The organism is Caproiciproducens sp. CPB-2 (genome assembly GCF_036287215.1).
GTDB lineage: Bacteria > Bacillota > Clostridia > Oscillospirales > Acutalibacteraceae > Caproiciproducens.
The window spans coordinates 985,925-1,006,645 of sequence record NZ_CP142860.1 but is presented as its reverse complement, the minus strand read 5'-3'; the positions used below and the strand labels follow the sequence as shown (position 1 = coordinate 1,006,645).

At 50.4% G+C, this 20,721-nt stretch carries 20 protein-coding genes, 1 tRNA gene, 1 pseudogene and 1 other annotated feature; of the genes and pseudogenes, 6 read left to right on the top strand and 16 right to left on the bottom strand.

The window, feature by feature from the left end; all coding sequences use genetic code 11:
- Positions 1-160: 160 nt before the first annotated feature.
- The 8 genes and pseudogenes from VXK30_RS04940 to thrS all read right to left on the bottom strand — a co-directional run bounded on the left by VXK30_RS04940 (position 161) and on the right by thrS (position 7,287).
- The gene (locus VXK30_RS04940; RefSeq protein ID WP_275712900.1) at positions 161-973 is read right to left on the bottom strand and encodes a hypothetical protein; all 813 of its coding nucleotides are present in this window, start codon (positions 971-973) and stop codon (positions 161-163) included.
- A gap of 87 nt (positions 974-1,060) precedes the next feature.
- Positions 1,061-1,624 (bottom strand): 50S ribosomal protein L25, encoded by a 564-nt coding sequence (locus VXK30_RS04935; protein ID WP_275712902.1) that lies wholly within the window; start codon positions 1,622-1,624, stop codon positions 1,061-1,063.
- 273 nt (positions 1,625-1,897) lie between these two features.
- Complete coding sequence (locus VXK30_RS04930) at positions 1,898-2,737, bottom strand: prenyltransferase (RefSeq protein ID WP_275712904.1); 840 nt, start codon at positions 2,735-2,737, stop codon at positions 1,898-1,900.
- Between the two features lie 87 nt (positions 2,738-2,824).
- Positions 2,825-3,163 (bottom strand): hypothetical protein, encoded by a 339-nt coding sequence (locus VXK30_RS04925; RefSeq protein WP_275712906.1) that lies wholly within the window; start codon positions 3,161-3,163, stop codon positions 2,825-2,827.
- Between the two features lie 153 nt (positions 3,164-3,316).
- Positions 3,317-3,637: pseudogene (locus VXK30_RS17165) on the bottom strand (NAD(+)--rifampin ADP-ribosyltransferase); the annotation flags it as partial.
- A gap of 664 nt (positions 3,638-4,301) precedes the next feature.
- Positions 4,302-4,375 (bottom strand) — tRNA-Gly (locus VXK30_RS04915).
- Positions 4,376-4,422: 47 nt separating this feature from the next.
- Positions 4,423-4,932, bottom strand: coding sequence for a DUF4358 domain-containing protein (locus VXK30_RS04910; protein WP_275712909.1), 510 nt, complete (start codon positions 4,930-4,932; stop codon positions 4,423-4,425).
- A gap of 414 nt (positions 4,933-5,346) precedes the next feature.
- Positions 5,347-7,287: a threonine--tRNA ligase gene (gene thrS / locus VXK30_RS04905; RefSeq protein ID WP_275712910.1), complete on the bottom strand. Its 1,941-nt coding sequence runs from the start codon at positions 7,285-7,287 to the stop codon at positions 5,347-5,349.
- Between the two features lie 597 nt (positions 7,288-7,884).
- On the opposite strand from thrS, the gene rny reads away from it, so the two are divergent.
- The 5 genes from rny (at position 7,885) to recG (ending at position 14,738) form a co-directional block, all read left to right on the top strand.
- A complete protein-coding gene (gene rny, locus VXK30_RS04900) occupies positions 7,885-9,420 on the top strand; it encodes a ribonuclease Y (RefSeq protein ID WP_442867951.1) in 1,536 nt (511 codons plus the stop codon).
- A gap of 296 nt (positions 9,421-9,716) precedes the next feature.
- Entirely contained in the window at positions 9,717-10,481 is a 765-nt protein-coding gene (locus VXK30_RS04895) for a TIGR00282 family metallophosphoesterase (RefSeq protein WP_275712912.1), read from the top strand.
- A 126-nt stretch (positions 10,482-10,607) separates the two neighbouring features.
- Positions 10,608-10,868, top strand: coding sequence for a stage V sporulation protein S (locus tag VXK30_RS04890; RefSeq protein WP_038323180.1), 261 nt, complete (start codon positions 10,608-10,610; stop codon positions 10,866-10,868).
- A gap of 181 nt (positions 10,869-11,049) precedes the next feature.
- Positions 11,050-12,714, top strand: a complete 1,665-nt coding sequence (locus tag VXK30_RS04885) for a DAK2 domain-containing protein (protein ID WP_275713216.1) — start codon at positions 11,050-11,052, stop codon at positions 12,712-12,714.
- Positions 12,711-14,738 carry an ATP-dependent DNA helicase RecG gene (gene recG / locus VXK30_RS04880; RefSeq protein WP_329494234.1) on the top strand — a complete coding sequence of 676 codons (2,028 nt, stop codon included), beginning with the start codon at positions 12,711-12,713 and terminating at the stop codon, positions 14,736-14,738. The genes VXK30_RS04885 and recG overlap by 4 nt, the downstream gene beginning before the upstream one ends.
- 149 nt (positions 14,739-14,887) lie before the next feature.
- Here recG and VXK30_RS04875 read toward each other — a convergent pair whose 3' ends face one another.
- Positions 14,888-15,580 carry a metallophosphoesterase family protein gene (locus VXK30_RS04875; protein WP_275712914.1) on the bottom strand — a complete coding sequence of 231 codons (693 nt, stop codon included), beginning with the start codon at positions 15,578-15,580 and terminating at the stop codon, positions 14,888-14,890.
- 152 nt (positions 15,581-15,732) lie between these two features.
- Here VXK30_RS04875 and VXK30_RS04870 point away from each other — a divergent pair, with 152 nt between their 5' ends.
- Complete coding sequence (locus VXK30_RS04870) at positions 15,733-17,085, top strand: D-alanyl-D-alanine carboxypeptidase family protein (protein ID WP_275712915.1); 1,353 nt, start codon at positions 15,733-15,735, stop codon at positions 17,083-17,085.
- A gap of 103 nt (positions 17,086-17,188) precedes the next feature.
- Here VXK30_RS04870 and rplL read toward each other — a convergent pair whose 3' ends face one another.
- The 7 genes from rplL to rpmG all read right to left on the bottom strand — a co-directional run bounded on the left by rplL (position 17,189) and on the right by rpmG (position 20,609).
- Positions 17,189-17,563 (bottom strand): 50S ribosomal protein L7/L12, encoded by a 375-nt coding sequence (gene rplL / locus VXK30_RS04865; RefSeq protein ID WP_275712917.1) that lies wholly within the window; start codon positions 17,561-17,563, stop codon positions 17,189-17,191.
- A gap of 37 nt (positions 17,564-17,600) precedes the next feature.
- Positions 17,601-18,137, bottom strand: a complete 537-nt coding sequence (rplJ, locus tag VXK30_RS04860) for a 50S ribosomal protein L10 (RefSeq protein WP_275712919.1) — start codon at positions 18,135-18,137, stop codon at positions 17,601-17,603.
- Between the two features lie 34 nt (positions 18,138-18,171).
- Positions 18,172-18,321 (bottom strand) — a sequence feature (ribosomal protein L10 leader region).
- 42 nt (positions 18,322-18,363) lie between these two features.
- A complete protein-coding gene (gene rplA, locus VXK30_RS04855) occupies positions 18,364-19,059 on the bottom strand; it encodes a 50S ribosomal protein L1 (RefSeq protein ID WP_275712921.1) in 696 nt (231 codons plus the stop codon).
- A 59-nt stretch (positions 19,060-19,118) separates the two neighbouring features.
- Positions 19,119-19,544 (bottom strand): 50S ribosomal protein L11, encoded by a 426-nt coding sequence (rplK, locus tag VXK30_RS04850; RefSeq protein WP_038323170.1) that lies wholly within the window; start codon positions 19,542-19,544, stop codon positions 19,119-19,121.
- Between the two features lie 119 nt (positions 19,545-19,663).
- Complete coding sequence (gene nusG, locus VXK30_RS04845; RefSeq protein ID WP_275712922.1) at positions 19,664-20,185, bottom strand: transcription termination/antitermination protein NusG; 522 nt, start codon at positions 20,183-20,185, stop codon at positions 19,664-19,666.
- A 20-nt stretch (positions 20,186-20,205) separates the two neighbouring features.
- Positions 20,206-20,439: a preprotein translocase subunit SecE gene (gene secE, locus VXK30_RS04840; RefSeq protein WP_275712923.1), complete on the bottom strand. Its 234-nt coding sequence runs from the start codon at positions 20,437-20,439 to the stop codon at positions 20,206-20,208.
- Between the two features lie 20 nt (positions 20,440-20,459).
- Positions 20,460-20,609, bottom strand: a complete 150-nt coding sequence (rpmG, locus tag VXK30_RS04835; protein ID WP_038323165.1) for a 50S ribosomal protein L33 — start codon at positions 20,607-20,609, stop codon at positions 20,460-20,462.
- Positions 20,610-20,721: the final 112 nt, after the last annotated feature.

Here is a 20,721-nt window from a genome sequence, read left to right as displayed (position 1 = left end):
GTTTGTAAAACCCATAAACTCGTCATGCTCACTTACTTTTTGTATTCTGTAATAGGAAGGATCTCATTATTAATAATTTCAATTATATTCTTTGCTCTCATGCTTTTCAAGTTTATACCGGTTTTTTCTGTATAAAAATAAAAAGCACACCGGAAGGCAGTCACTGCTTCGCTTTTGACGCATCTTCTATCATGCTGATTTCCATAAGAGGGCGCAGACGATTTATTTTACAAAAATACTGGTAAAACGCAAGTGCCGATTCCTTCTGTTCCGTGTTTTCAAGCAGCCGTGTCATTTCGGACAGTATGTGATTCATTACCGTGCCGGAACAATACTTAAATGCCGTGTTTCCCCAACGCGGCGCTGCATTCTGATCGAAATACTCCCAAAACAGCAGAATATTCTCAGACGGGACGCGCATTTGATACTTCGGGTGTCCCTCGATCAGCCCGTCATGCACATCCTTGCCAAAAAAATCCTCTCTGACCATGAACGCACCTATCATTCGCCGTTCCTGCTCTGGCTGCCCTCTCTGGCGTTCAGTCAGCAGGCACACCGAATTTGGCTTCAGTCTCTCTGCAATTCGCGGCTGTCCCTTTGAATACCCGCTTAAATACCGTCCCGTCGAAACGATACAGGTCTTGAATATCTGTTCCGCATGTTCCGGCATAATGTCAAAAGCGGCGTGCGAGTTGGCTGTTATGGGGAAATTGAGCAATTTTTGCCTGCGCTCCTGTTCTGCCTGCTCCGCCTGACGCTGCCGGTTTAATTCAGCTTCTTTTTTAGCAATTTGTGCTGTGATATGCCGCTGCATATTCTTATCTTTCAAGACCAAATACTCTCTGAATGCATCCGGATAGATAAACTTTTTTTCGCCTCCAGAGAAGCACACCGTTATTGTATTGGCAGTTAAAGCCGTAACAACACCGAATCCGAATGTCTTATGCCTAATTGCCTGACCGTTAATATCCATTTTTCTCCTTTCTAAGGTGTGAAAAAGAACTTCTCACCCCGACAACAAGAGATGGAAGCTCTTTTCAAAAATGCGATGGATAAAAGATTATTGCTCCGTTCTCACATCGGCTCGTTTTTTTTCGCTGATGCGCAGAACAATATTACCCGCATCGGCCTGCAGTTCGATTTTATCGCTTTGAAATTCCGGGATATCACCGATCGTAAGCGTCGTCCCGATCGGCATATTTTCAAGATTGACCGTAACGGTATCGAGCAGATATTCCGGTTCGGCGGCGTGAGGAACCTGCATCTGCATCTGCTCCAGAACCCCTGTCACTTTTTCCTTGTTTATAAGCACAATATCAGCAACGCTGTTGAACTTTTTTCCCGCAGCCAATACCTGGAAGCTGACATGGACTATTTCGTCGTTCATACTGTTATATTCCAAATCCTTAATGAGCGTCGGATAGGCTTTCCCATCTACCTGAATATTCACCTTGCTTCCGTTGCGCTTGGTTCGCTGGAGTTGCCTTGCCGTCCTCTGATCGATCTGGACGGAGAGCGATTCCTTCAATCCTGCGCCATAGATAACGCACGGCACAATTCCTGAACGCCTCAGTTGTTTGGCCTTTGCGGCCGGGTCGCGCTTCTGCGCCAAAATGGTATTCATCTTAGCTCCTCCTACTAAAAATTTTTTTGGTGTCTTGTAAAAAAAGAAGGGCTTTTTATAGTACGCCAATCAGCGCAATACCAAAAGCCCTTCTTAAAGACGGTTCTTTTTTATTCGATTTTTATTAGTATAACACACATTTAAGAAAAAAGCAAATCTTCGTACCTGCGCCAGGGTTCGATTCCCCATCATTCTATAGAGACAAGGTGTCCGATTATTATCAGCAGGACATGTTTCATAAGCTTCACGTTATGCTCATAATGGGAATATAGACTATTTCTTTGTTTGAAGATTCCGCAAAATTTCATGATAGCGTATTGTTGCCATTTCGCTTGTTTTACCCTTTTTACAGAAAGAAAGCCCGGCCAGCTTCGGAACAACACGCTCGACCACAATCTGTCCATCTACAATTTTGGATTTCAAAGTTTCTAAGGCTTCAAGAAACCGTCTATCCTCCTTAGCTCGGTTGTAAAAGGACAAGACGTAGGCGTATATAAAAAGGTTGTAGTTTCGGAAAGGGTATTCAACTTGCATGAATAATGTGCCAATTCCATAGTGACACGGGCCAATAGGCTTTCTGATTGTCCAATGCTCCAGCAAAAAATTCACGGCCTTGTCAAGTGCGGGTTCTTTGTTAAGATATTCGGTGAAGCGGAACGTGTTGAGAGCGTTAAGCGTGGGGAAAGGGTTTGAATACTCCGTTTCCGGCCCTCGGCCAAAGCTGAATTTATCGCAGCGCCAGCCGCCGTCTGTATACTGTATATCTAATAGATGCTGCAAGGTTTTTTGCAGTCTGACATCAGAAACATACCCCATGTGGCAAAGCACATTGGCGGCGTGGATGGTTTGGCATGGGTAGACAGCGCCTTGAGGATACAGCTTAAAACGTCCGTCCTCCTGCCAAGTGCTAAATATCAATTCGGAGGCTTCTTTCAGCAAAGGTTCTGTAGGCTCCATACCCAATTCCAATAGGTACATTACGCTCTCTAAAGTTGAGAACGGCGCACCTTTTATCAGACGCTTATCTGGCGTAGTCCAGAGGTCAGCTCCATTATCATGCCTATGGGACAATATCGCTTCCACATCTGATGCATATCGCTTCTCTACAGCCATCCCTTTCCCCTCCCTCAATTAGATCCAAACCTAATCAATTTCCTTAGCCATCTTAATATTCGTAGCTCACCAATAAATTGGAATACTTCAGAAAATATCAAGCAACCTTAAAATCACTATAACTGTACCAATCCCAAAAAGCGTTCCCAAAATGGCTTTATTATTCTTGGCAAGCCATTTTGGAAGGAAGATATCAAAGCCTATCTCATGATCATCTGTATATTTTTCCCCCACAACCGTTAACGGACATCTCCAACCAAACAGAATGAGAATCAATCCTTCTATCAAGACCAGCCCAATTGCGATAAAGGTATGGATATTGATCCTGTCAAATATACCTGTGAACAGAATATAGAAAATCACTAAGACAAAAAACGCCCAAATGATTGTATGAATCAGTTTTATGCATAGCAACTTCTTACTCATTTTCTCTCTTCTCAATAGGATCAAATTCCTGTTAATCTGGTGTATGTCTTAGTTTATAATTTCTCCTTTGTTATTGGCCATCTTATCACGCCAACGGCGAAGTTCCTCAGGCATCTGTTTCAGCCACGCTGTTTCCTCTCCAATAATTTTTTAAGGCTCCTGAGAGCGATATGATCGTGTCAAATTGCCTGGAAATTTCTTGTCAGTTACATTTGGGTCGTTTTCAAATTCCCCTGTGGGTTCCACAATATAAATTCGTTCTCTTCCATCTCCTCTTGCTAATGCCGCCGCAAGTCCTGCTCCATTAATACTGGCCGTGAAATAAATGTGGTTCATTTTGAGCTCAGGTTTGTAATTCGAAATCCCTCCTGTTGTCAGCAAATCACCCACCTGCAAATCTGCTTTTGTCCCATGATAAAAGGGACCTTTATCAGAAGGCATAACCTTATACGAATTTGATAATTCGTAATTCATTTTTGCCTTGTCTGGATCGCGTAACTCCTCATGGCATTTGGCAATGTTAAAATATAACGATGGGAAAGCACTCTTAACACTATCATCATTTAGTTTTAATGCAAACTGCAAAGATGTTTCCAACCATCTTAATTCGGCTGAAATACTATCTTGATGTCGGGCTACATAATAAGATGAAATAAATCTCTCAAAGTCATTTGTTGCTTCACTCCAGGCTTTAAGAAACAGCATACTTGCATCGTTGGGTTTGCCATTGTCTTCCATGCCCATACCGCTCAGACATAGTTTTATAATATTGTTATTTGGGTCAAATTGAATATTCATTTATTTTACCTCATCCTCTCTTTTCATAAAATTTCTCCACAAGTCATCAAGTTCGTGTTTATCTTCGTGTTTTATAAACGATTTGAAGTTGAAATATGCCTTTATAAGTATAACAGAAAATCAGACTAAGTATAGATACAAAATTGTATCTATAACTTAGTCTGATAACCATGGAGCGGGAGAGGGGAATCGGGTGGCCGTGCATTTGCCCGCGTTCCGCGAGTCCCTGCTTTTTTCCCGGTGCTCAGGCCGCCTCTCTTTTTCTCCGCACTTGCGCCGGGGTTCGATTCCACCATCTTCCGAAAAAAACAGCCCGGCCTATCCGGCCGGGCTGCTTTTTTGGAGCGGGAGAGGGGAATCGAACCCCCGTCATCAGCTTGGGAAGCTGATGTTCTACCATTGAACCACTTCCGCATGTGCATTATTTTATCATAAAAATTTTAAAGAATCAAGTGAAAAATTCATTTCACAATTTCGGTGAACAATTTTTCATTCGTGGAAGCTTTATTGCCGACAGTGACAAGAACATATCTTCCCTGCTGCACAATTACAAAATTCTTCAGCAAATTGTACTGTTCAGGATTCAGGCTTTTAAAACCCGCGGCCTTGGAATTGATATGGTTGGCGGCGGCGGCTTTCAATTCGGGAAACTTTGATTTATCCGTCAGCAAAAAACAGGCGATTTCCGAAGCGCTGTCGGACGATTTACTCATGTACAGCGAGCTGTCGGCAATAATCCCGTCGGGAATACTGTAATGCTTGGACAGCTGCTTCCGGCTGACCTCAATCATATCGGAATAATGCATTTCACTGATAATTTCCGCGGTAATACTGGAGGGAGAAAGCCCCACCGAATTTTCTTTCACATTTTTAGCCCAAAAAAAGGAGCCTCCAAAAATAGCGAAAGCAACCAGCAGCAAGGCTACGGAGAATATTTTCCATCCCTTCCGGCTCAAAACTATTCTGCTCAATTTCTCGCCCCCACCCCACTGCTATTATTGTGTATTTTAACGCATGACCGAAACGACTTAATTTCATATGGGAATTTTTTCAAAATATAACAGCATTTTATGGAAACTCCAAAATATTTTTGTACAAGCGGAAGAAAACGTCCCACGATCGTCTGACTTTACATAAATCGCAGCATAATATTTCTAAAATATAATAATAAATGATTTCTTCCACACTTTCAACTGAGTTTTCAACATATTAACCTTACAGGAACCGGATTTTTCCCTATTTTTCAACTTATCAAATAAACGGTGGAAAGAATATGGTGGAATAATAGAAAGTTTCACAGGTTGACATAAAAACCGATTATGTTGGCCGACCCGCAAAAGGAAAAGGCCGGATGATGATACATCCGGCCCCGAACAAAAAGGAAATCAGTCTTTTGATTTTTCAGCAACCTGAGCGACCGCTTTTGCAACAAATGCATCAACAGCCATAGAACCAATATCGCCATCCTTGCGGCTGCGCACGGAAACGGTACCCTCCTGCGCCTCTTTATCTCCGATAATGAGCATATAGGGAATTTTCTGAAGCTGCGCTTCGCGGATCTTATATCCGATTTTTTCGCTTCTGGTGTCGCAGGCCGCTCTCAGACCGGATGCCTTCAGCTTTGCGACTACCTTGTCGGCTTCCGGCTGCAGGCGGTCGCTGATCGGCAGCACCCTGACCTGCTCGGGCATCAGCCACATGGGCAGCGCGCCGGCGTATTTTTCAATCAGCAGGGCCAGCGTGCGCTCGTAGCAGCCGATGGAGGTACGGTGGATAATATAGGGATTCTTCTGCTTCCCGTCCGCGTCCGTGTATTCCATGCCGAACTTTTCGGCCAGCATCTGGTCGATCTGGATGGTGATGAGCGTATCTTCTTTGCCGAACACGTTTTTGATCTGGATATCGAGTTTCGGGCCATAGAAAGCGGCTTCGCCGACGCCCTCCACATAGGGAATCTCAAGATGGTTCAGAATCTTGCGCATGACGCCCTGCGCTTCGTCCCACTGCTCCGGCGTCCCGATATATTTTTCGCGGTCGTTTGGGTCCCACATGGAGAACCGGTAGGAAACGTCCTCGTAAAGACCGAGCGTCTTCAGCATGAATATGGCAAGCTCCAGGCAGGCCTTGAATTCGTCTTCCAGCTGGGCGGGCGTACACATCAGATGCCCTTCGGAAATCGTAAACTGCCGCACCCGGATCAGGCCGTGCATTTCTCCGGAAGCCTCGTTGCGGAACAGCGTCGATGTCTCATTGTAGCGCAGCGGCAGGTCACGGTAGGAACGCTTCTTGTTCAGGTAAGCCTGATACTGGAACGGACAGGTCATCGGACGCAGGGCAAAAACCTCGTCGTCCTTTTCCTCGTCGCCGAGGACAAACATGCCGTCCTTATAATGATCCCAGTGCCCGGAAAGCTTATAAAGGTCGCTTTTCGCCATAAAAGGCGTCTTTGTCAGCAGCCAGCCCCGGCTTTGTTCCTCGTCTTCCACAAAGCGCTGCAGAAGCTGAATCACGCGCGCGCCGTTCGGAAGCAAGATCGGCAGGCCCTGCCCGATCAGGTCGCTGGTGGTGAAGTAGCCGAGCTGACGGCCCAGAATATTATGGTCGCGCTTTTTCGCCTCTTCCACCTTCGCCAGATATTCCTCAAGCTCGCTGCTCTTCGGGAAGGAAATGCCGTAAATGCGCTGCAGCATCTTATTTTTGGAATCGCCGCGCCAATAGGCCGCCGTATTTGCGGTCAGCTTAACGGCTTTTACGCAGCCGGTGCTCATCAGATGAGGTCCGGCGCAAAGGTCGGTGTAGTCTCCCTGACGGTAAAAGCTGATCTTTTCCCCCTTGCCGGAATGCTCCTCGATCAGTTCCACCTTGTATTTCTGGTTTTCCTTCTTCATCAGCTCAACCGCTTCAGCGGGGTCAAGCTCAAAGCGCTCGATCGGGATATTTTCCTTGATGATCTTTTTCATTTCCGCTTCAATTTTCGGAAGATCTTCCGGGGTCAGGGAGCGTTCCAGATCAATATCATAATAGAAGCCGTTGTCCACTGCCGGGCCGATGGCGAAGCCGGCGCCGGGGAACAGCCTTTTCACCGCCTGCGCCATAATGTGCGAGGTGGTATGCCAGTAAGCCTTCTTGCCCTCTTCACTGTCAAAAGTGAGGATTTCCAGCTTACAGTCGCCGGTTACGGGCGTTCGCAGGTCCACTGCCTTTCCATCTATTTTACCGACACAGGCGGCCTTGTACAGGCCCATGCCGATCGACTTTGCAATTTCAGCCACCGTGATGCCGTTTTCAAACTCCCTGACATCCTCTTTCAGTTTTACTTTTACCATATCTTTCACTCCTTCAAATAAAAAAAGCCTTACCCCAAAAAGGGGCAAGGCTGTCGCTCGCGGTTCCACCCAATTTCAGCGGACAAATCATCCGCTCTCATTGCAGCAGGTAACGGTGCTGTCCGGCGTGCCTTTGGCAACCTGCGTTCGGCACGCACTCGGAGGCGGTGTCCTTTCGGCCAAACTGCGCGCACGCTTTCAGCTGCTGCATGCGCTCTCTGATGCAATTGCACGGTGGAAAGGCTTCCTCGTCAACATTTTTTACATATTCTTATATATCGTTTATATTAGCACCGTCTGCGGAATTTGTCAACGGACGGCCGGGCGATTTGTTAATATGATACAGATTTTTTTCGGATCATGTGACTGAAACAACAATCGTCCTTAAATAATATGAACAGTTTGTATCGATTGCAAGCGATATTTCTTGACATTAGGGTACCAGAAGTAATACAATTATGAATAAGATGCACATATATGCATTCATGGGCTTAACGCACCCATCTTAATTAATTTTAAACTAAGAATATTGAAAAAGTAAGAAAGACAAGGAGGTGCCAACAATTGACCACAGCCACTGTTAGTTTGCTAACATGTATTATCATCGCGCTGGTCTGCGCGGTGATTGCAGGCGTGATTGCTTTCTTAGGCGGAATCGCCCACCGGAAAAAGCAGGCCGAGTTTACCATCGGTTCCGCTGAGCTGGAAGCCAAAAGAATCATCAGCGACGCGATTAAATCATCCGAAGCCAAAAAGAAAGAAGCTGTTTTAGAGGGCAAGGACGAAATCCACCGTTTGAGAAACGAGTCGGAACGCGAGCTGAATGAACGCAGAAAAGAAGTACAGCGTCAGGAACGCCGCATCCAGCAGAAGGAAGAAACCCTGGATAAAAAAATGGAAAGTCTGGAAGCGAAAGACGAAATCCTGACCAATAAAAACAAACAGGCGGATGAAAGGCTTGCCGAAGCGGAAGCCGTAAAGAAAAGCCAGTTTGATATGCTGGAGCGGATTTCCGGATTCACCGTGGACCAGGCGAAGGATTATCTGCTGAAGAATCTGGAAGACGAGCTCACCCATGAAAAGGCCGTCAAGCTGATGGAATTTGAACAGCAGACCAAGGAAGACGCCGACAAATCCGCGCGGGAAATCATTTCGATGGCAATTCAGCGCTGTGCGGCGGATCATGTGGCGGAGGCCACCATTTCTGTTGTTCCGCTGCCAAATGATGAAATGAAGGGCCGTATTATTGGACGTGAGGGAAGAAATATCCGGGCGATTGAAACTCTGACCGGTGTCGATCTGATTATTGACGATACTCCGGAAGCGATTACCCTTTCCAGCTTTGAGCCTGTTCGCCGCGAGGTAGCCCGCATTGCGCTGGAGCGTCTGATTGCGGACGGCAGAATCCATCCCGCAAGAATAGAGGAAATGATAGAGAAGGCGCGCCGCGAGGTGGATGCCACCATCAAACAGGAAGGCGAGCGTGCCGTGATCGAGGCCGGAGTGAACGGAATCCACCCCGAGCTGATCAAACTGCTGGGACGGTTGCGTTACCGCACCAGCTACGGACAAAATGTTTTGAATCATTCGCTGGAAGTTGCTTTTTTATCCGGTGTGATGGCTTCCGAACTTGGTTTGGATCCTACAATCGCACGCAGAGCCGGTTTGCTGCATGATATCGGCAAATCGCTCGACCATGAAATTGAAGGTTCCCATGTCGACATCGGCGTCGACGTGGCTCGCAAATACAAGGAAAGCGAAACCGTTATCCACGCAATTCACGCGCATCACAACGATGTGGAGCCTAAAACAGTCATCGCCTGCATAGTACAGGCGGCAGACGCAATTTCAGCCGCCAGGCCGGGCGCAAGGCGTGAAAACCTTGAAAATTATATCAAACGGCTTGAAAAGCTGGAGGAAGTCGCCTCTTCCTTTGACGGTGTGGAACGCTGCTTTGCGATTCAGGCCGGCAGAGAGATCCGGGTCATCGTAAAGCCCGAAATGATCAGCGACGACAAAATGGTGCTTCTGGCCCGCGACATCTGCAACAAGATTGAGAACGAGCTGGAATATCCGGGACAGATCAAGGTAAACATAATCCGTGAAAGCCGCGCGATTGAGTACGCGAAGTAACTGGGCGGAACGTACTGAATGGCGCATAAGCGGCGGAGCGTAATATAGGGCGCTTCGGCGCATTGGGGAGAAGTTTTTGGGGAACAGCGAAAGCTGTTCCCCATATTCATTTCTTCCGCGCCCTTCTGTTACTGGGAATTCTCACCGCTTTGGCCTGTTTTTGACGTCAACCGGACCGGCGTCAATGCGTATTTAGGGATTTACTTGATAAAAATAAACTGTTACAATTACAATGAATTATTACAGAAGAGCCCGCAGGAACACTGGGGGCATCCATACAGAAGGTAGGCTTTCGAATGAATATTCTTGCAATCGGCGACGTTGTCGGCAGCATCGGCTGCCGCTTTCTTCGCCAGCATCTCCCGGTATTCAAAAAAATGAAAGGGATCGATCTGGTCATTGCAAACGGTGAAAATTCCGCCGACGGCAACGGCCTGACGCCCGTTTCCGTCCAGTTCCTGTATGACAGCGGCGTGGATGTGATCACCGCCGGCAACCACAGCTTCCGCCGCAAAGAAAGCTACGAGCTGTTTGATTCCAGCGAATATCTGATTCGTCCCGCGAATTTTCCGTCCTCGGTCCCCGGCAGGGGCGCCTGCATTGTGGACATGGGACGGATCCAGATAGGCGTCATCAATCTGATGGGGACGATTTACATGGAGAGCCTGGACTCCCCGTTCGACACGGCCGACCGCCTGCTTGCGGACATGCCCAAAATCACGCTGGTGGACTTTCACGCGGAGGCGACCGGGGAAAAACGTTCCTTCGGCTATTATCTGGACGGGCGCGTTTCGGCGGTTTTCGGCACGCACACCCACGTTCAGACCGCGGATGAATGTGTGCTTCCGCAGGGAACCGGGTATATCACGGATCTGGGCATGACGGGACCCATCCAGTCCGTGCTCGGCGTAAAGCCCGAGCTGGTCATAGAGAAAATGAGGACGAAAATGCCAGTCCGTTTTGCGCTGGCCGAGGGCAACTGTAAAATGGAATGCGCCCTGTTTCAGGTCGATGAAAAAAGCGGAAAAACCGTCTCTGTGGAGCGGATTCAGATCCAATAACAGCAATTCGTTGGTTTTTACAGTTTTTTTTTCATAATTTACGTGTTTTTGGTAAATACTACTTGCAAAACTTTGTGTTTCGTTTTATGATGATACTATGATTTTGCATAGTCTGGAGGATGGCCTATGGAAATATTGAAAGTATCGTCAAAGTCAGCGCCAAATTCCGTTGCGGGCGCAGTCGCAGGAGTGATTCGCGAAACAGGGTCTGTCGAGCTGCAGGCTGTCGGCGCCGGCGCCGCCAATCAGGCAATTAAGGCCATTGCGATCGCACGCGGATACCTTGCCCCGTCCGGAATCGACGTCGTCTGCATCCCAGCCTTTGCCAGCGTAGTGATTGACAATGAAGAACGCACGGCGATCAAATTGATTGTTGAACCCAGATAGTACCGACCCGTATTGATATCCTCACATGATGTGAGGATATTTTTTATGGCTCCTTATGCCCTTTTTTCACCGCGCCGGAAGGCCGTGAGAAATTAAGATTGAATCTGCCTGTGCACTATGATATAATATTAAGATGAAAAATAAGGTAATGCAATAAGTGAAATTTAGGGAGTGCTGAATGGTGATAAATGGAATTGACCTGAGAAACGCTATAATATCAGGCGCTAACAATATCGTAAAGCATAAAACATCGGTCGATGAGTTGAACATCTTCCCTGTTCCCGACGGAGATACGGGGACCAACATGTCCATGACAATGAGCTCCGCTTCCCGCGAGCTCTCAAAAAATACCAGCAGTAACGCGGGCGAAGTCGCGCACACCGCAGCTTCCGCCATGCTCCACGGCGCAAGGGGCAACTCCGGGGTCATCCTTTCCATCCTGTTCCGCGGGTTCTCCAAGGGCATTGAGGGAATGGAGGAGGTCAGCGGCACCGATCTTGCCAACGCTTTGGGCATTGGCGTGGAGGCCGCCTATAAGGCCGTGATGAAGCCGACGGAAGGAACCATCCTGACCGTTTCCCGCGTTGCCAGCGAAAAGGGCAAGGCGGCCGCGGCCATTGACGACGACGCCGTTTATGTGTGGAGCGCGATCTGCAAGGGCGCTGCCGAAGCGCTGGAAAAAACACCGGAGCTGCTGCCCGTACTGAAAAAGGCGGGAGTAATCGATGCCGGAGGAAGAGGACTCTGTTATATTTTGGACGGAATGCTGAGCGTCTTTAAGGACGGTACCATCATTATGAATGAAGCGGACTCCCCCGAGGAGCAGGCGGCTGAAACCGACTTTTTCAGAAACGCCGCCGCGGAATTCGATCAGGTCATCAACTTTACCTATTGCACCGAATTTATCGTGGGACGCGACCTTGAATGCAAGAAAGACCCGCAGGAGCTTCGCGGCTACCTGGAAAGCATCGGTGACAGCGTGGTTCTGGTGGACGACGACGACATTATCAAAGTGCATGTGCATACGGAAGAACCGGGCAACGCGCTGCAGTCGGCTCTGGTATTCGGCCAGCTGCTGACCGTGAAAATAGAAAACATGAAGGAACAGCACCGGAAGGCCGCGGAGGCAAACGAAGAGGCAAAGGCAAAGGCCGTGGCTTCCCTGGAACCTGCGGAGCCAGCCGATGAGGTCGGGTTTGTCTCGGTTGCCGCCGGAGAAGGCCTGAAAACCCTTTTTACCGACCTGGGCTGCACGCACGTCGTCAGCGGCGGGCAGACCATGAATCCCAGCACAAACGACCTTCTGGCCGCGATTCTGGCGACTCCCGCAAAAACCGTTCTGGTTCTGCCGAACAACAAGAATATCATTATGGCGGCCGAACAGACCATCCCGCTTGTGAACGACCGCAAGGTAATCGTCCTGCCCACCCGCACGATCCCGCAGGGCCTTTCCGCCATGCTCGCCTACGATCCGGACGCAAGCACGGAAGTAAATACCGTCGCGATGATGGAGGCCGCTTCCAACGTCTCGACCGCTTCCGTCACCTTCGCCGCGCGCGACTCCGAATTCGGCGGCCACAAAATCAAGGCGGGCGACATTCTGGGCCTGAACAACGGCAAGCTGGAACTGATTGAAAAAGATATTGTCCATACCTGCAGCAAACTGACGCGCTCCATGATTACCCGCGGCACTTCGTTCATTACTATTATTTACGGGGCGGACGTTACGGAGGAACAGGCAAACGAGGCTTACAACCGGATTAAGGCCAGGGTCGGCAACGAAACCGAGGTTACGCTCGTCAACGGCGGCCAGCCGGTGTATTATTTTATTGTTTCTATTGAATGATGCGTTCTTTATTTGAAAGAAATATCCGCGACCTGAAGGGCGTCGGCGAAAAGCGTGCCAAGCTGTTTGAAAGGCTCGGCGCGCCGACCGTCGGCGCTCTGCTGCGTCTGTACCCCCGTACCTACGAGGACCTGAGCCGCCCCTATCCGATCCGCCTGGCTCCGCTGAACGAGCCCTGCGCCGTACGGGCGACCGTTCTGAAACGGCCGAAGGAAACGAGAATCCGCGCCGGAATGATGATCTGCAAGGTAACGGTCACCGACGGCGAAAGCGATATGGAGCTGACCTATTTCAACAATCCCTATATTCCTTCCATGCTGAAGGCGGACGAGGAATACGTATTTTACGGAAAGGTAACCGCCAATTTCCTGAAACGGGAAATGACCACGCCGGAATTTGTGCGCGCGGCGGTCTGTCCCCCTATCCGGCCCGTTTATCATCAGACGCTGGGGCTGACCAGCCGGATGATCGAAAACGCGGTCAAAAGCGCCCTCGATCTGCTTCCGGACAGGATACGCGACCCGATTCCGGAAGCAATCCGGGAAAAGTACGGGCTTTGCCCGCTGCGGTTCGCGCTGGAAAACATCCACCTGCCGCAGGATATGGAGGCGGTGGAAACCGCCCGGAAACGCCTGATTTTTGAAGAGCTGCTCATTCTGCAGCTGGGTCTTCTCCGGCTGAAGGGCCGCAGCCGCTCTGTAAGCCCTCTGAGGCTCGATTGCGACTGTTCCGAACGTTTTTACGGCTTACTCCCCTTTGAGCCCACACAGGCCCAGCGAAGGGCCGTAAAAGAAGCCGTAGCGGATATGATGAGCGGATTCCCGATGAATCGGCTGATCCAGGGAGACGTCGGCTCCGGAAAAACCGCGGTCGCTGCGGCGCTTTGCTGCTGCGCCGTTGAAAACGGGATGCAGGCGGCGCTGATGGCGCCCACGGAAATACTGGCGCAGCAGCACTACGCTTCCCTGTCCGCCCTGCTGCGGGATACGCGCGTCGCGCTGCTGACCGGCTCGATGCCGGCCGCAAAGAAGCGGGAGATTCTGCAGGGACTGCTGGACGGAGAGATCCAGCTTGTCATCGGCACGCACGCCCTCCTTTCCGAAGACGTCGCGTTCCGACGCCTCGGCCTGGTGATCACGGACGAGCAGCACCGTTTCGGCGTGGCGCAGCGCGCGGCTCTCGCCTCCAAGGGCGACCATCCGCATATGCTTGTCATGAGCGCCACCCCCATCCCGCGCACGCTCGCGCTGATGATCTACGGCGACCTCGATATTTCGATTCTGGACGAGCTTCCGCCCGGCCGGCAGAAAATAGACACCTACGCCATTACGGGCGATAAACGCCTGAGGGCGTTCCGTTTTATCCGGAAGCATATCGACGAAGGCAGACAGTGCTACATCATCTGCCCGATGATCGACGAAGGGCAGAACGATATGGCGAGCGTGAACGAATACGCTGAAAAAGTAAGGACCCGGTGGCTTCCCGATTATCCGGTCGGCGTGCTTCACGGAAAAATGAAGCCCAGGGAAAAAGAAGCCATTATGACGGATTTTGCGCGGGGAAACATCGCGGTGCTGATTTCCACGACCGTTGTGGAGGTCGGGGTGGACGTGCCCAACGCGGTTGTGATGCTGATCGAAAACGCGGAGCGGTACGGCCTTTCCCAGCTGCACCAGCTGCGCGGGCGCGTAGGGCGCGGAAAATACAAGTCCACCTGCATTTTAATATCGGACGCTCAGAACGAAGAAACCGTCGCGCGGCTGAAAACCATGTGCGCGACCAACGACGGCTTTCAGATTGCGGAGCAGGACCTGAAGCTGCGCGGCCCCGGCGATTTCTTCGGCCACAGGCAGCACGGACTGCCGGAGCTGAAGATCGCCGACATGGTCCACGATATGGACCTGCTGAAAGAAGCCCAGTCCGTTGCGCGGGAAATTCTGAGCATGGACGCCGAGCTGGAGTCCCCGCAGCACCGGGGCCTGCGTGCGGAAGTAAAACAGCTGTTTGAAAACAGGGCGGATTAAGCATCCGCCGGCTGCGGCTGTTGAAAAATGGCTCCAGCAAAAATATTGCATAAAAATGCGCCTTGATCGGTGAATCCGTTTCAAGGCGCACTTTGCTGAGATCGTCTCTTTGTATATCATTTTCCGCCGCAAATCTGTCCTGCCAGCCGCTATGATCGGAATCTCTTGTATTGCGGAGGCTCCACCGGGATAATGTCATTGAACACCGCATAATTTTTGGTGGTGATTTTCCGGTCGATATGGATGGAGCCGAAAAACCATTTCTCGAATTTGACCTGCTTGACCAGCTGCTCGAAATATGCCTCCAGCTGATTGGTGCTTTCCTTGGGATTCACCGTATGGGACATCACCTTCGGGGCCGGTTCGTGGGTCAGAATATAGTCCACCGCCATATCAACCGCGGAAAGGTTCCTGACGCCCTCGCGCATTTCCTCCATGCTCGGCATTTCGCGCTCCCACCATTTTCCCGCGGCGATGCGCATCTGCTTTTCCGTGCTTTCCCCGCCGCCGAACACGAACAGCTTCTTCCCTTCTATGGTATAGACCTGTCCGCGCATGAGGTGATACAGGTTGCCGCTGATGTTCTGCACCCGGCCGCCGTTCCACTCCGTCACGGGATACTGCTCCAGCAAATCAAAATTTTCATGGGTCCCGTCAAGAAAAAGAAGGTTGTATTTTTTCTTGCCCAGCCTTTTCAGATTCTTTTCCTCTTTCGGGCCGCCGTCCCAGAGGAAGCCGAAATCACCGCATACAATCAGCGTGTCCCCCTTCTTCAGCTTCTTGGCCTGACCCGAGTCAAAACGACATATTTCGCCGTGAGTATCCCCTGTTATGTAAATCACTGTGATTCCCCCATCAAATCTTACAATTTAATTACATTTCCAAACTGCCCTTTATCTTTCGCAGAAATGCTGTTATACTAATCTACAGGTCTGTACGCCCCTGATAATATCAAACTTTACACATATAATATCACATCGGAGGAAAAAGTTCCATGAAAAAAACGCGCCAATTCCTGTCTGTTTCCATCCTTCTGATTCTGGTTCTGTTTTCGCCCGTCAGGGCGGCCGCGGCCACCTTCAATATTGATTTTGAACCGAACTGCGCCGCCATTGAACTGGTCAATCTGGACACGGACACCGTCGTTTATCAGAAAAACGCAAATGAACGCCGGGAACCCGCTTCCACTACCAAAATTATGACCTTTATCGTTGCCAGCGAACATATTAAGGACCTCGAAGGGACGAAAATAACGATTACCAAAGAAGTCATGGACACGCTTCTCGGGACGGGCAGCTCCATGTCCAATATCAAGGTCGGCGACGAGCTGACCGCCCTTCAGCTGATGAACTGCATGCTGGTGCCGAGCGGAAACGACGCGGCGCTGTTTCTGGCGGACTATGTGGGAAAAGGAGATATCGACGCCTTTGTCGATATGATGAACGCGAAGGCAAAGGAGCTGGGCTGTACCGGTACGCACTTCACCAACCCGCACGGCCTTCACGACGAGAACCACTACACGACGGCGCACGACCTTTACCTGATGACGAAATACGCGATGACCCTGCCGCATTTTACCGAGATCACCTCACAGGCGCGCGCTTCCTACAAACCGGTGGGCGGTCCGGGGGCGGGGACCCTGCGTACCCTTTCCACCACCAACCTGCTGATCGATAAAAACACGGGAAGCCAGTATTATTACCAGTACGCGCGCGGCATTAAAACGGGCCACACCGACGAGTCCGGCTACTGTCTTGTTTCTTCCGCCACCGCGGAGGGCTACAGCTATCTGTGCGTCGCGCTCGGCGCGCCGTCCGTAGACGCGAACGGCAAACAGATCAAGACACGGGGTGAACTGGTCGATACAAAGAAGCTTTACCAGTGGGCGTTTAAAAATCTGGAGCTGAAAAATATACTGAACAGCGAGGAGTCCATCGGCGAGGTCAAGCTGAAGGACGCCTGGAACAAGGATAAGCTGCTGCTCGTGGCTGAGAAGGATTATTCCGCGATGCTGCCGATGAATGTGTCGGCAAGCAGCGTCATCGTCACCAAGAACGTCCCCGACGCCGTCACTGCGCCCGTCAAAAGGGGGCAGGTCATCGGAACGGCGACCCTCAGCTATGCCAATCAGAAGCTGACGACCGTCAATCTGGTGGCCGCGGAAAGCGTTGAGCGCAGCGAACTGCTGCATTCCGCCAATACCGTCAAGGCCATTTTCACTTCCGTCTGGTTCGTCGTCATCGCGGCGGTGATCGTTCTGCTGGTCATCATCTACATTGTCCTTGCGCTGATCTACAACCGCAAAAAGAAGAACCTGCGCAGAGTAAAGAAATACAGGAAAATGTGATCAGAGCAAAGCTGAGCCCCCGGCGTTGCCGGGGGCTTTTTATGGAATTACAGAAAAAAGCCCTGCTGTTAAAACAGCAGGGCTTTTTGTATTGGAAATGGAATTATTTAACTTCGACTTCTGCGCCAGCCTCGGCAAGCTTTGCTTTGATGGCTTCTGCATCGTCCTTGGAAGCGCCCTCTTTAACAGCCTTCGGTGCGCCGTCAACAAGCTCTTTTGCTTCTTTCAGGCCAAGACCCGTGATCTCGCGGACAGCCTTGATGACCTGGATCTTGTTGGGACCGACAGCCTTCAGGACGACGTCGAACTCCGTCTTCTCTTCAGCGGCGGCGGCAGCCGGAGCAGCGGCGGCGGCAACGGCAACCGGAGCGGCAGCGGATACGCCGAACTCCTCTTCCAGAGCCTTTACGAGCTCGGAAAGCTCAAGAACAGTAAGGGATTTTACATCTTCAATTAATTTTACAACTTTATCAGACATTGTGAATTACCTCCAAAATTTTTATTTTTAGGAAACCTTATGCGTTGGCAGCCTGCTTTTCCGCGATTGCGTTCAAAGCGACGACCAAGCCTTTCATTGTGCCGCTCAGCACAGTAACGAAGCCCGCAATAGGAGCGTTCAAGCCGCCCAGAGCTTTTGCAACCAAAACCTCTTTGGAAGGCAGGGCAGCCAGTTCTTTGACTCCGTCGGCGTCAATGGCGCCGCCGTCGACAAATCCGGCCTTGAGTTCAAATGTTTTGCTGGTTTCAGCAAATTTAGCGAGGATCTTTGCGCTGGAAACATAATCGTCCTTGCTGATTGCCAGAGCGGTCGTGCCTTCAAGAACATGGTCGAGGCCATCGATCCCGGCGTCCTTCAACGCAAGACGCAGCAGGGTGTTCTTGACGACCATGTAGTCGCTGCCCGCTTCACGCAGCTCTTTGCGGAGCTTTGTGTCCTGAGCGACCGTGATGCCCTTATAGTCGACGATGACACCGGTGCATGCGCCCTTCAGGTTCTCGGTCAAAGCGGCAACCGCCTGCTTTTTTTGCTCTAAAATCTTCTCACTTGGCAAATGTATTCACCTCCGTCAGTTGGAATGCGGCGCGCAGGAAAATGAAAAAGCCCTTCCCGCATGACCGCGGAAAGGGCATAAATACATCATCATAACAATGCGTATCGGCCTCTATCCTCGGCAGGCTGGGCAAAACCCATTAAGCAAATGCGCCTGCTGTCTTTGGAATAAAGAACAGCGAATATTATACTATCACAGACCGTGCGGCCTGTCAAGCCTTTCGGAATCAGACGCCAACCTTGTTCGGGTTGATTCTGACGCCGGGGCCCATTGTGGAAGCCACGACGCAGCTCTTGATATACTGGCCCTTGGAAGCGGCCGGCTTTGCCTTTACGATTGCGCCGAGCAAGGCGTCAAAGTTTTCGAGCAGCTTCTGACCGCCGAAGGAAACTTTGCCGATTGTGCAGTGGATAATGTTGGTTTTGTCAAGCCGGTACTCGATCTTACCGGCTTTGGCGTCGGCAATTGCCTTGCCAATCTCGCGGGTAACCGTACCGGCTTTCGGGTTCGGCATCAGGCCGCGGGGGCCCAGAACCTTACCTAAACGGCCGACAAGGCCCATCATGTCCGGAGTCGTGATCAAAATATCGAAATCCATCCAGTTTTCGGACTGGATTTTCTGTACCATTTCTTCGGCGCCGACGAACTCGGCACCGGCAGCCTCGGCTTCTTTGGCGGCGTCGCCTTTGCAGATCGCCAGTACGCGGACCTTTTTACCGGTTCCGTTCGGCAGTACGATCGCGCCGCGGACCTGCTGGTCAGCGTGGCGGCTGTCTACGCCCAGCTTGACATGGACCTCAACGGTCTCGTCAAACTTGGATGTCCCGGTCTTGACGCAGAGGTCAAGAGCCTCGTTTGCATCATAAAGCTTTGTACGGTCGATCAGCTTCATGCCTTCAACGTATTTTTTACCGTGTTTCATTGGTTTTCCTCCCTATTGAGTGGTAAAATCGGAGTAGAAAAGTTCCTCCCACCCGGGTGTCAATCTACGACTTCAATGCCCATGCTGCGTGCTGTGCCGGCAACCATGCTCATGGCTGTCTCAACGGAAGCCGCATTTAAATCGGGCATCTTTGTCTCAGCTATCTTTCTGACCTGCTCGCGTGTGATCTTTGCTACCTTTTTCTTGTTCGGTTCACCGGAACCGCTCTCAATACCGCAGGCCTTTTTAATCAGGACGGCAGCAGGCGGGGTCTTGGTGATAAAGGTAAACGAACGATCCGCATAAACGGTGATGACAACAGGAATAATCAGTCCTACGTCATTTTTCGTGCGCTCGTTGAATTCCTTTGTAAACGCCATGATGTTGACGCCGTGCTGACCGAGAGCCGGTCCTACAGGCGGCGCCGGGGTAGCCTTGCCAGCAGGTATCTGGAGCTTAATCAAGCCCGTAACCTTTTGAGCCATTTGTTTGCACCTCCAAAATTCGTGGTAGATGGCGGAGCGGATGCTTTGAGTTTATCCGTTCCTCCCACAGGGGCAATGCCCCTCATAATCAGCGGTCTCCCGCAAATTATCGTGAAATATTATTCCATCGCTTCAGCCTGATTCAGTTCAAGCTCAACCGGTGTTTCGCGCCCGAACATGGATACTGTTACGCGGACGCGGTTTTTGTCGACGTCGACTTCTTCGACAGTACCGACAAAACCCTCCAACGGGCCGTCGATAATGTGTACGGAATCGCCGACGCTGTAAGAAACCTCGATTTCCTTCTGTTCAACGCCCAGCTTCGCCACTTCTTCATCCGTGAGCGGAATGGGCTTGGACGACGGGCCGACAAAGCCCGTACAGCCCCTGATATTGCGGACAACATACCATGACTCATCGGTTAGGAGCATCTTCACCAAAACATAACCGGGGAAAATCTTGCGCTCGACATCGCGCCTTTTGTTATCTTTGATTTCCGTAACAGTTTCCGTCGGCACACGGATTTCCTGAATCAAATCATGGAGCTGACGGTTTTCCACAGTCTTTTCAAGATTAGAGGCTACCTTGTTCTCATACCCGGAATAGGTATGAACAACATACCATTTTGCGTCTTCAGGCATCGTAATTTCCTCCGCTTATCCTACTTTGCAACATTCATAATCAACCCAAGCAGGTTCATGAGCAACGTGTCGAGTCCAAAGATAAACAGGCCGATCAGAAATATTGTTGCCAAAACGACGCCGGTATTCCTAAATACCGCCTGCGGTGTGGGCCATACAATCTTTTTTACCTCATTTTTGCAGTCGCGGAAAAACTTGGAAGCATTCTTGCCCGTTCTCGCAAAAAAGTTTTCTTTTTTGGATGTATCTGCCATTCTTCGTCCCTCCGTCCGGCTTACTTCGTCTCTCTGTGAAGAGTGTGCTTCTTACAGAATCTGCAGTACTTGTTCATCTCAAGCCTGTCCGGATCATTCTTCTTGTTTTTCATCGTGTTGTAGTTGCGCTGTTTGCACTCAGTGCAGGCTAATGTGATTTTAACTCTCATGACGGCACCTCCCGTTATACGGAAAAATATTTAGGCCTTTTTTAAGGCCTCAGCCTCCCTCTTAAAAGGGTGCAAAAAAATAACCCCTTTATGAGGTATAAACATCATAGCA

Bases quoted from the DNA above. Each gene is read 5' to 3' on its own strand.
- rplA (WP_275712921.1), bottom strand. From the start codon at position 19,059: ATGAAACACGGTAAAAAATACGTTGAAGGCATGAAGCTGATCGACCGT.
- VXK30_RS04930 (WP_275712904.1), bottom strand. From the start codon at position 2,737: ATGGCTGTAGAGAAGCGATATGCATCAGATGTGGAAGCGATATTGTCC.
- VXK30_RS04935 (WP_275712902.1), bottom strand. From the start codon at position 1,624: ATGAATACCATTTTGGCGCAGAAGCGCGACCCGGCCGCAAAGGCCAAA.
- secE (WP_275712923.1), bottom strand. From the start codon at position 20,439: ATGGCAGATACATCCAAAAAAGAAAACTTTTTTGCGAGAACGGGCAAG.
- nusG (WP_275712922.1), bottom strand. From the start codon at position 20,185: ATGCCTGAAGACGCAAAATGGTATGTTGTTCATACCTATTCCGGGTAT.
- recG (WP_329494234.1), top strand. From the start codon at position 12,711: ATGATGCGTTCTTTATTTGAAAGAAATATCCGCGACCTGAAGGGCGTC.
- rplL (WP_275712917.1), bottom strand. From the start codon at position 17,563: ATGTCTGATAAAGTTGTAAAATTAATTGAAGATGTAAAATCCCTTACT.
- thrS (WP_275712910.1), bottom strand. From the start codon at position 7,287: ATGGTAAAAGTAAAACTGAAAGAGGATGTCAGGGAGTTTGAAAACGGC.
- VXK30_RS04940 (WP_275712900.1), bottom strand. From the start codon at position 973: ATGGATATTAACGGTCAGGCAATTAGGCATAAGACATTCGGATTCGGT.
- rplK (WP_038323170.1), bottom strand. From the start codon at position 19,544: ATGGCTCAAAAGGTTACGGGCTTGATTAAGCTCCAGATACCTGCTGGC.
- rpmG (WP_038323165.1), bottom strand. From the start codon at position 20,609: ATGAGAGTTAAAATCACATTAGCCTGCACTGAGTGCAAACAGCGCAAC.
- VXK30_RS04925 (WP_275712906.1), bottom strand. From the start codon at position 3,163: ATGAGTAAGAAGTTGCTATGCATAAAACTGATTCATACAATCATTTGG.
- VXK30_RS04890 (WP_038323180.1), top strand. From the start codon at position 10,608: ATGGAAATATTGAAAGTATCGTCAAAGTCAGCGCCAAATTCCGTTGCG.
- VXK30_RS04870 (WP_275712915.1), top strand. From the start codon at position 15,733: ATGAAAAAAACGCGCCAATTCCTGTCTGTTTCCATCCTTCTGATTCTG.
- VXK30_RS04895 (WP_275712912.1), top strand. From the start codon at position 9,717: ATGAATATTCTTGCAATCGGCGACGTTGTCGGCAGCATCGGCTGCCGC.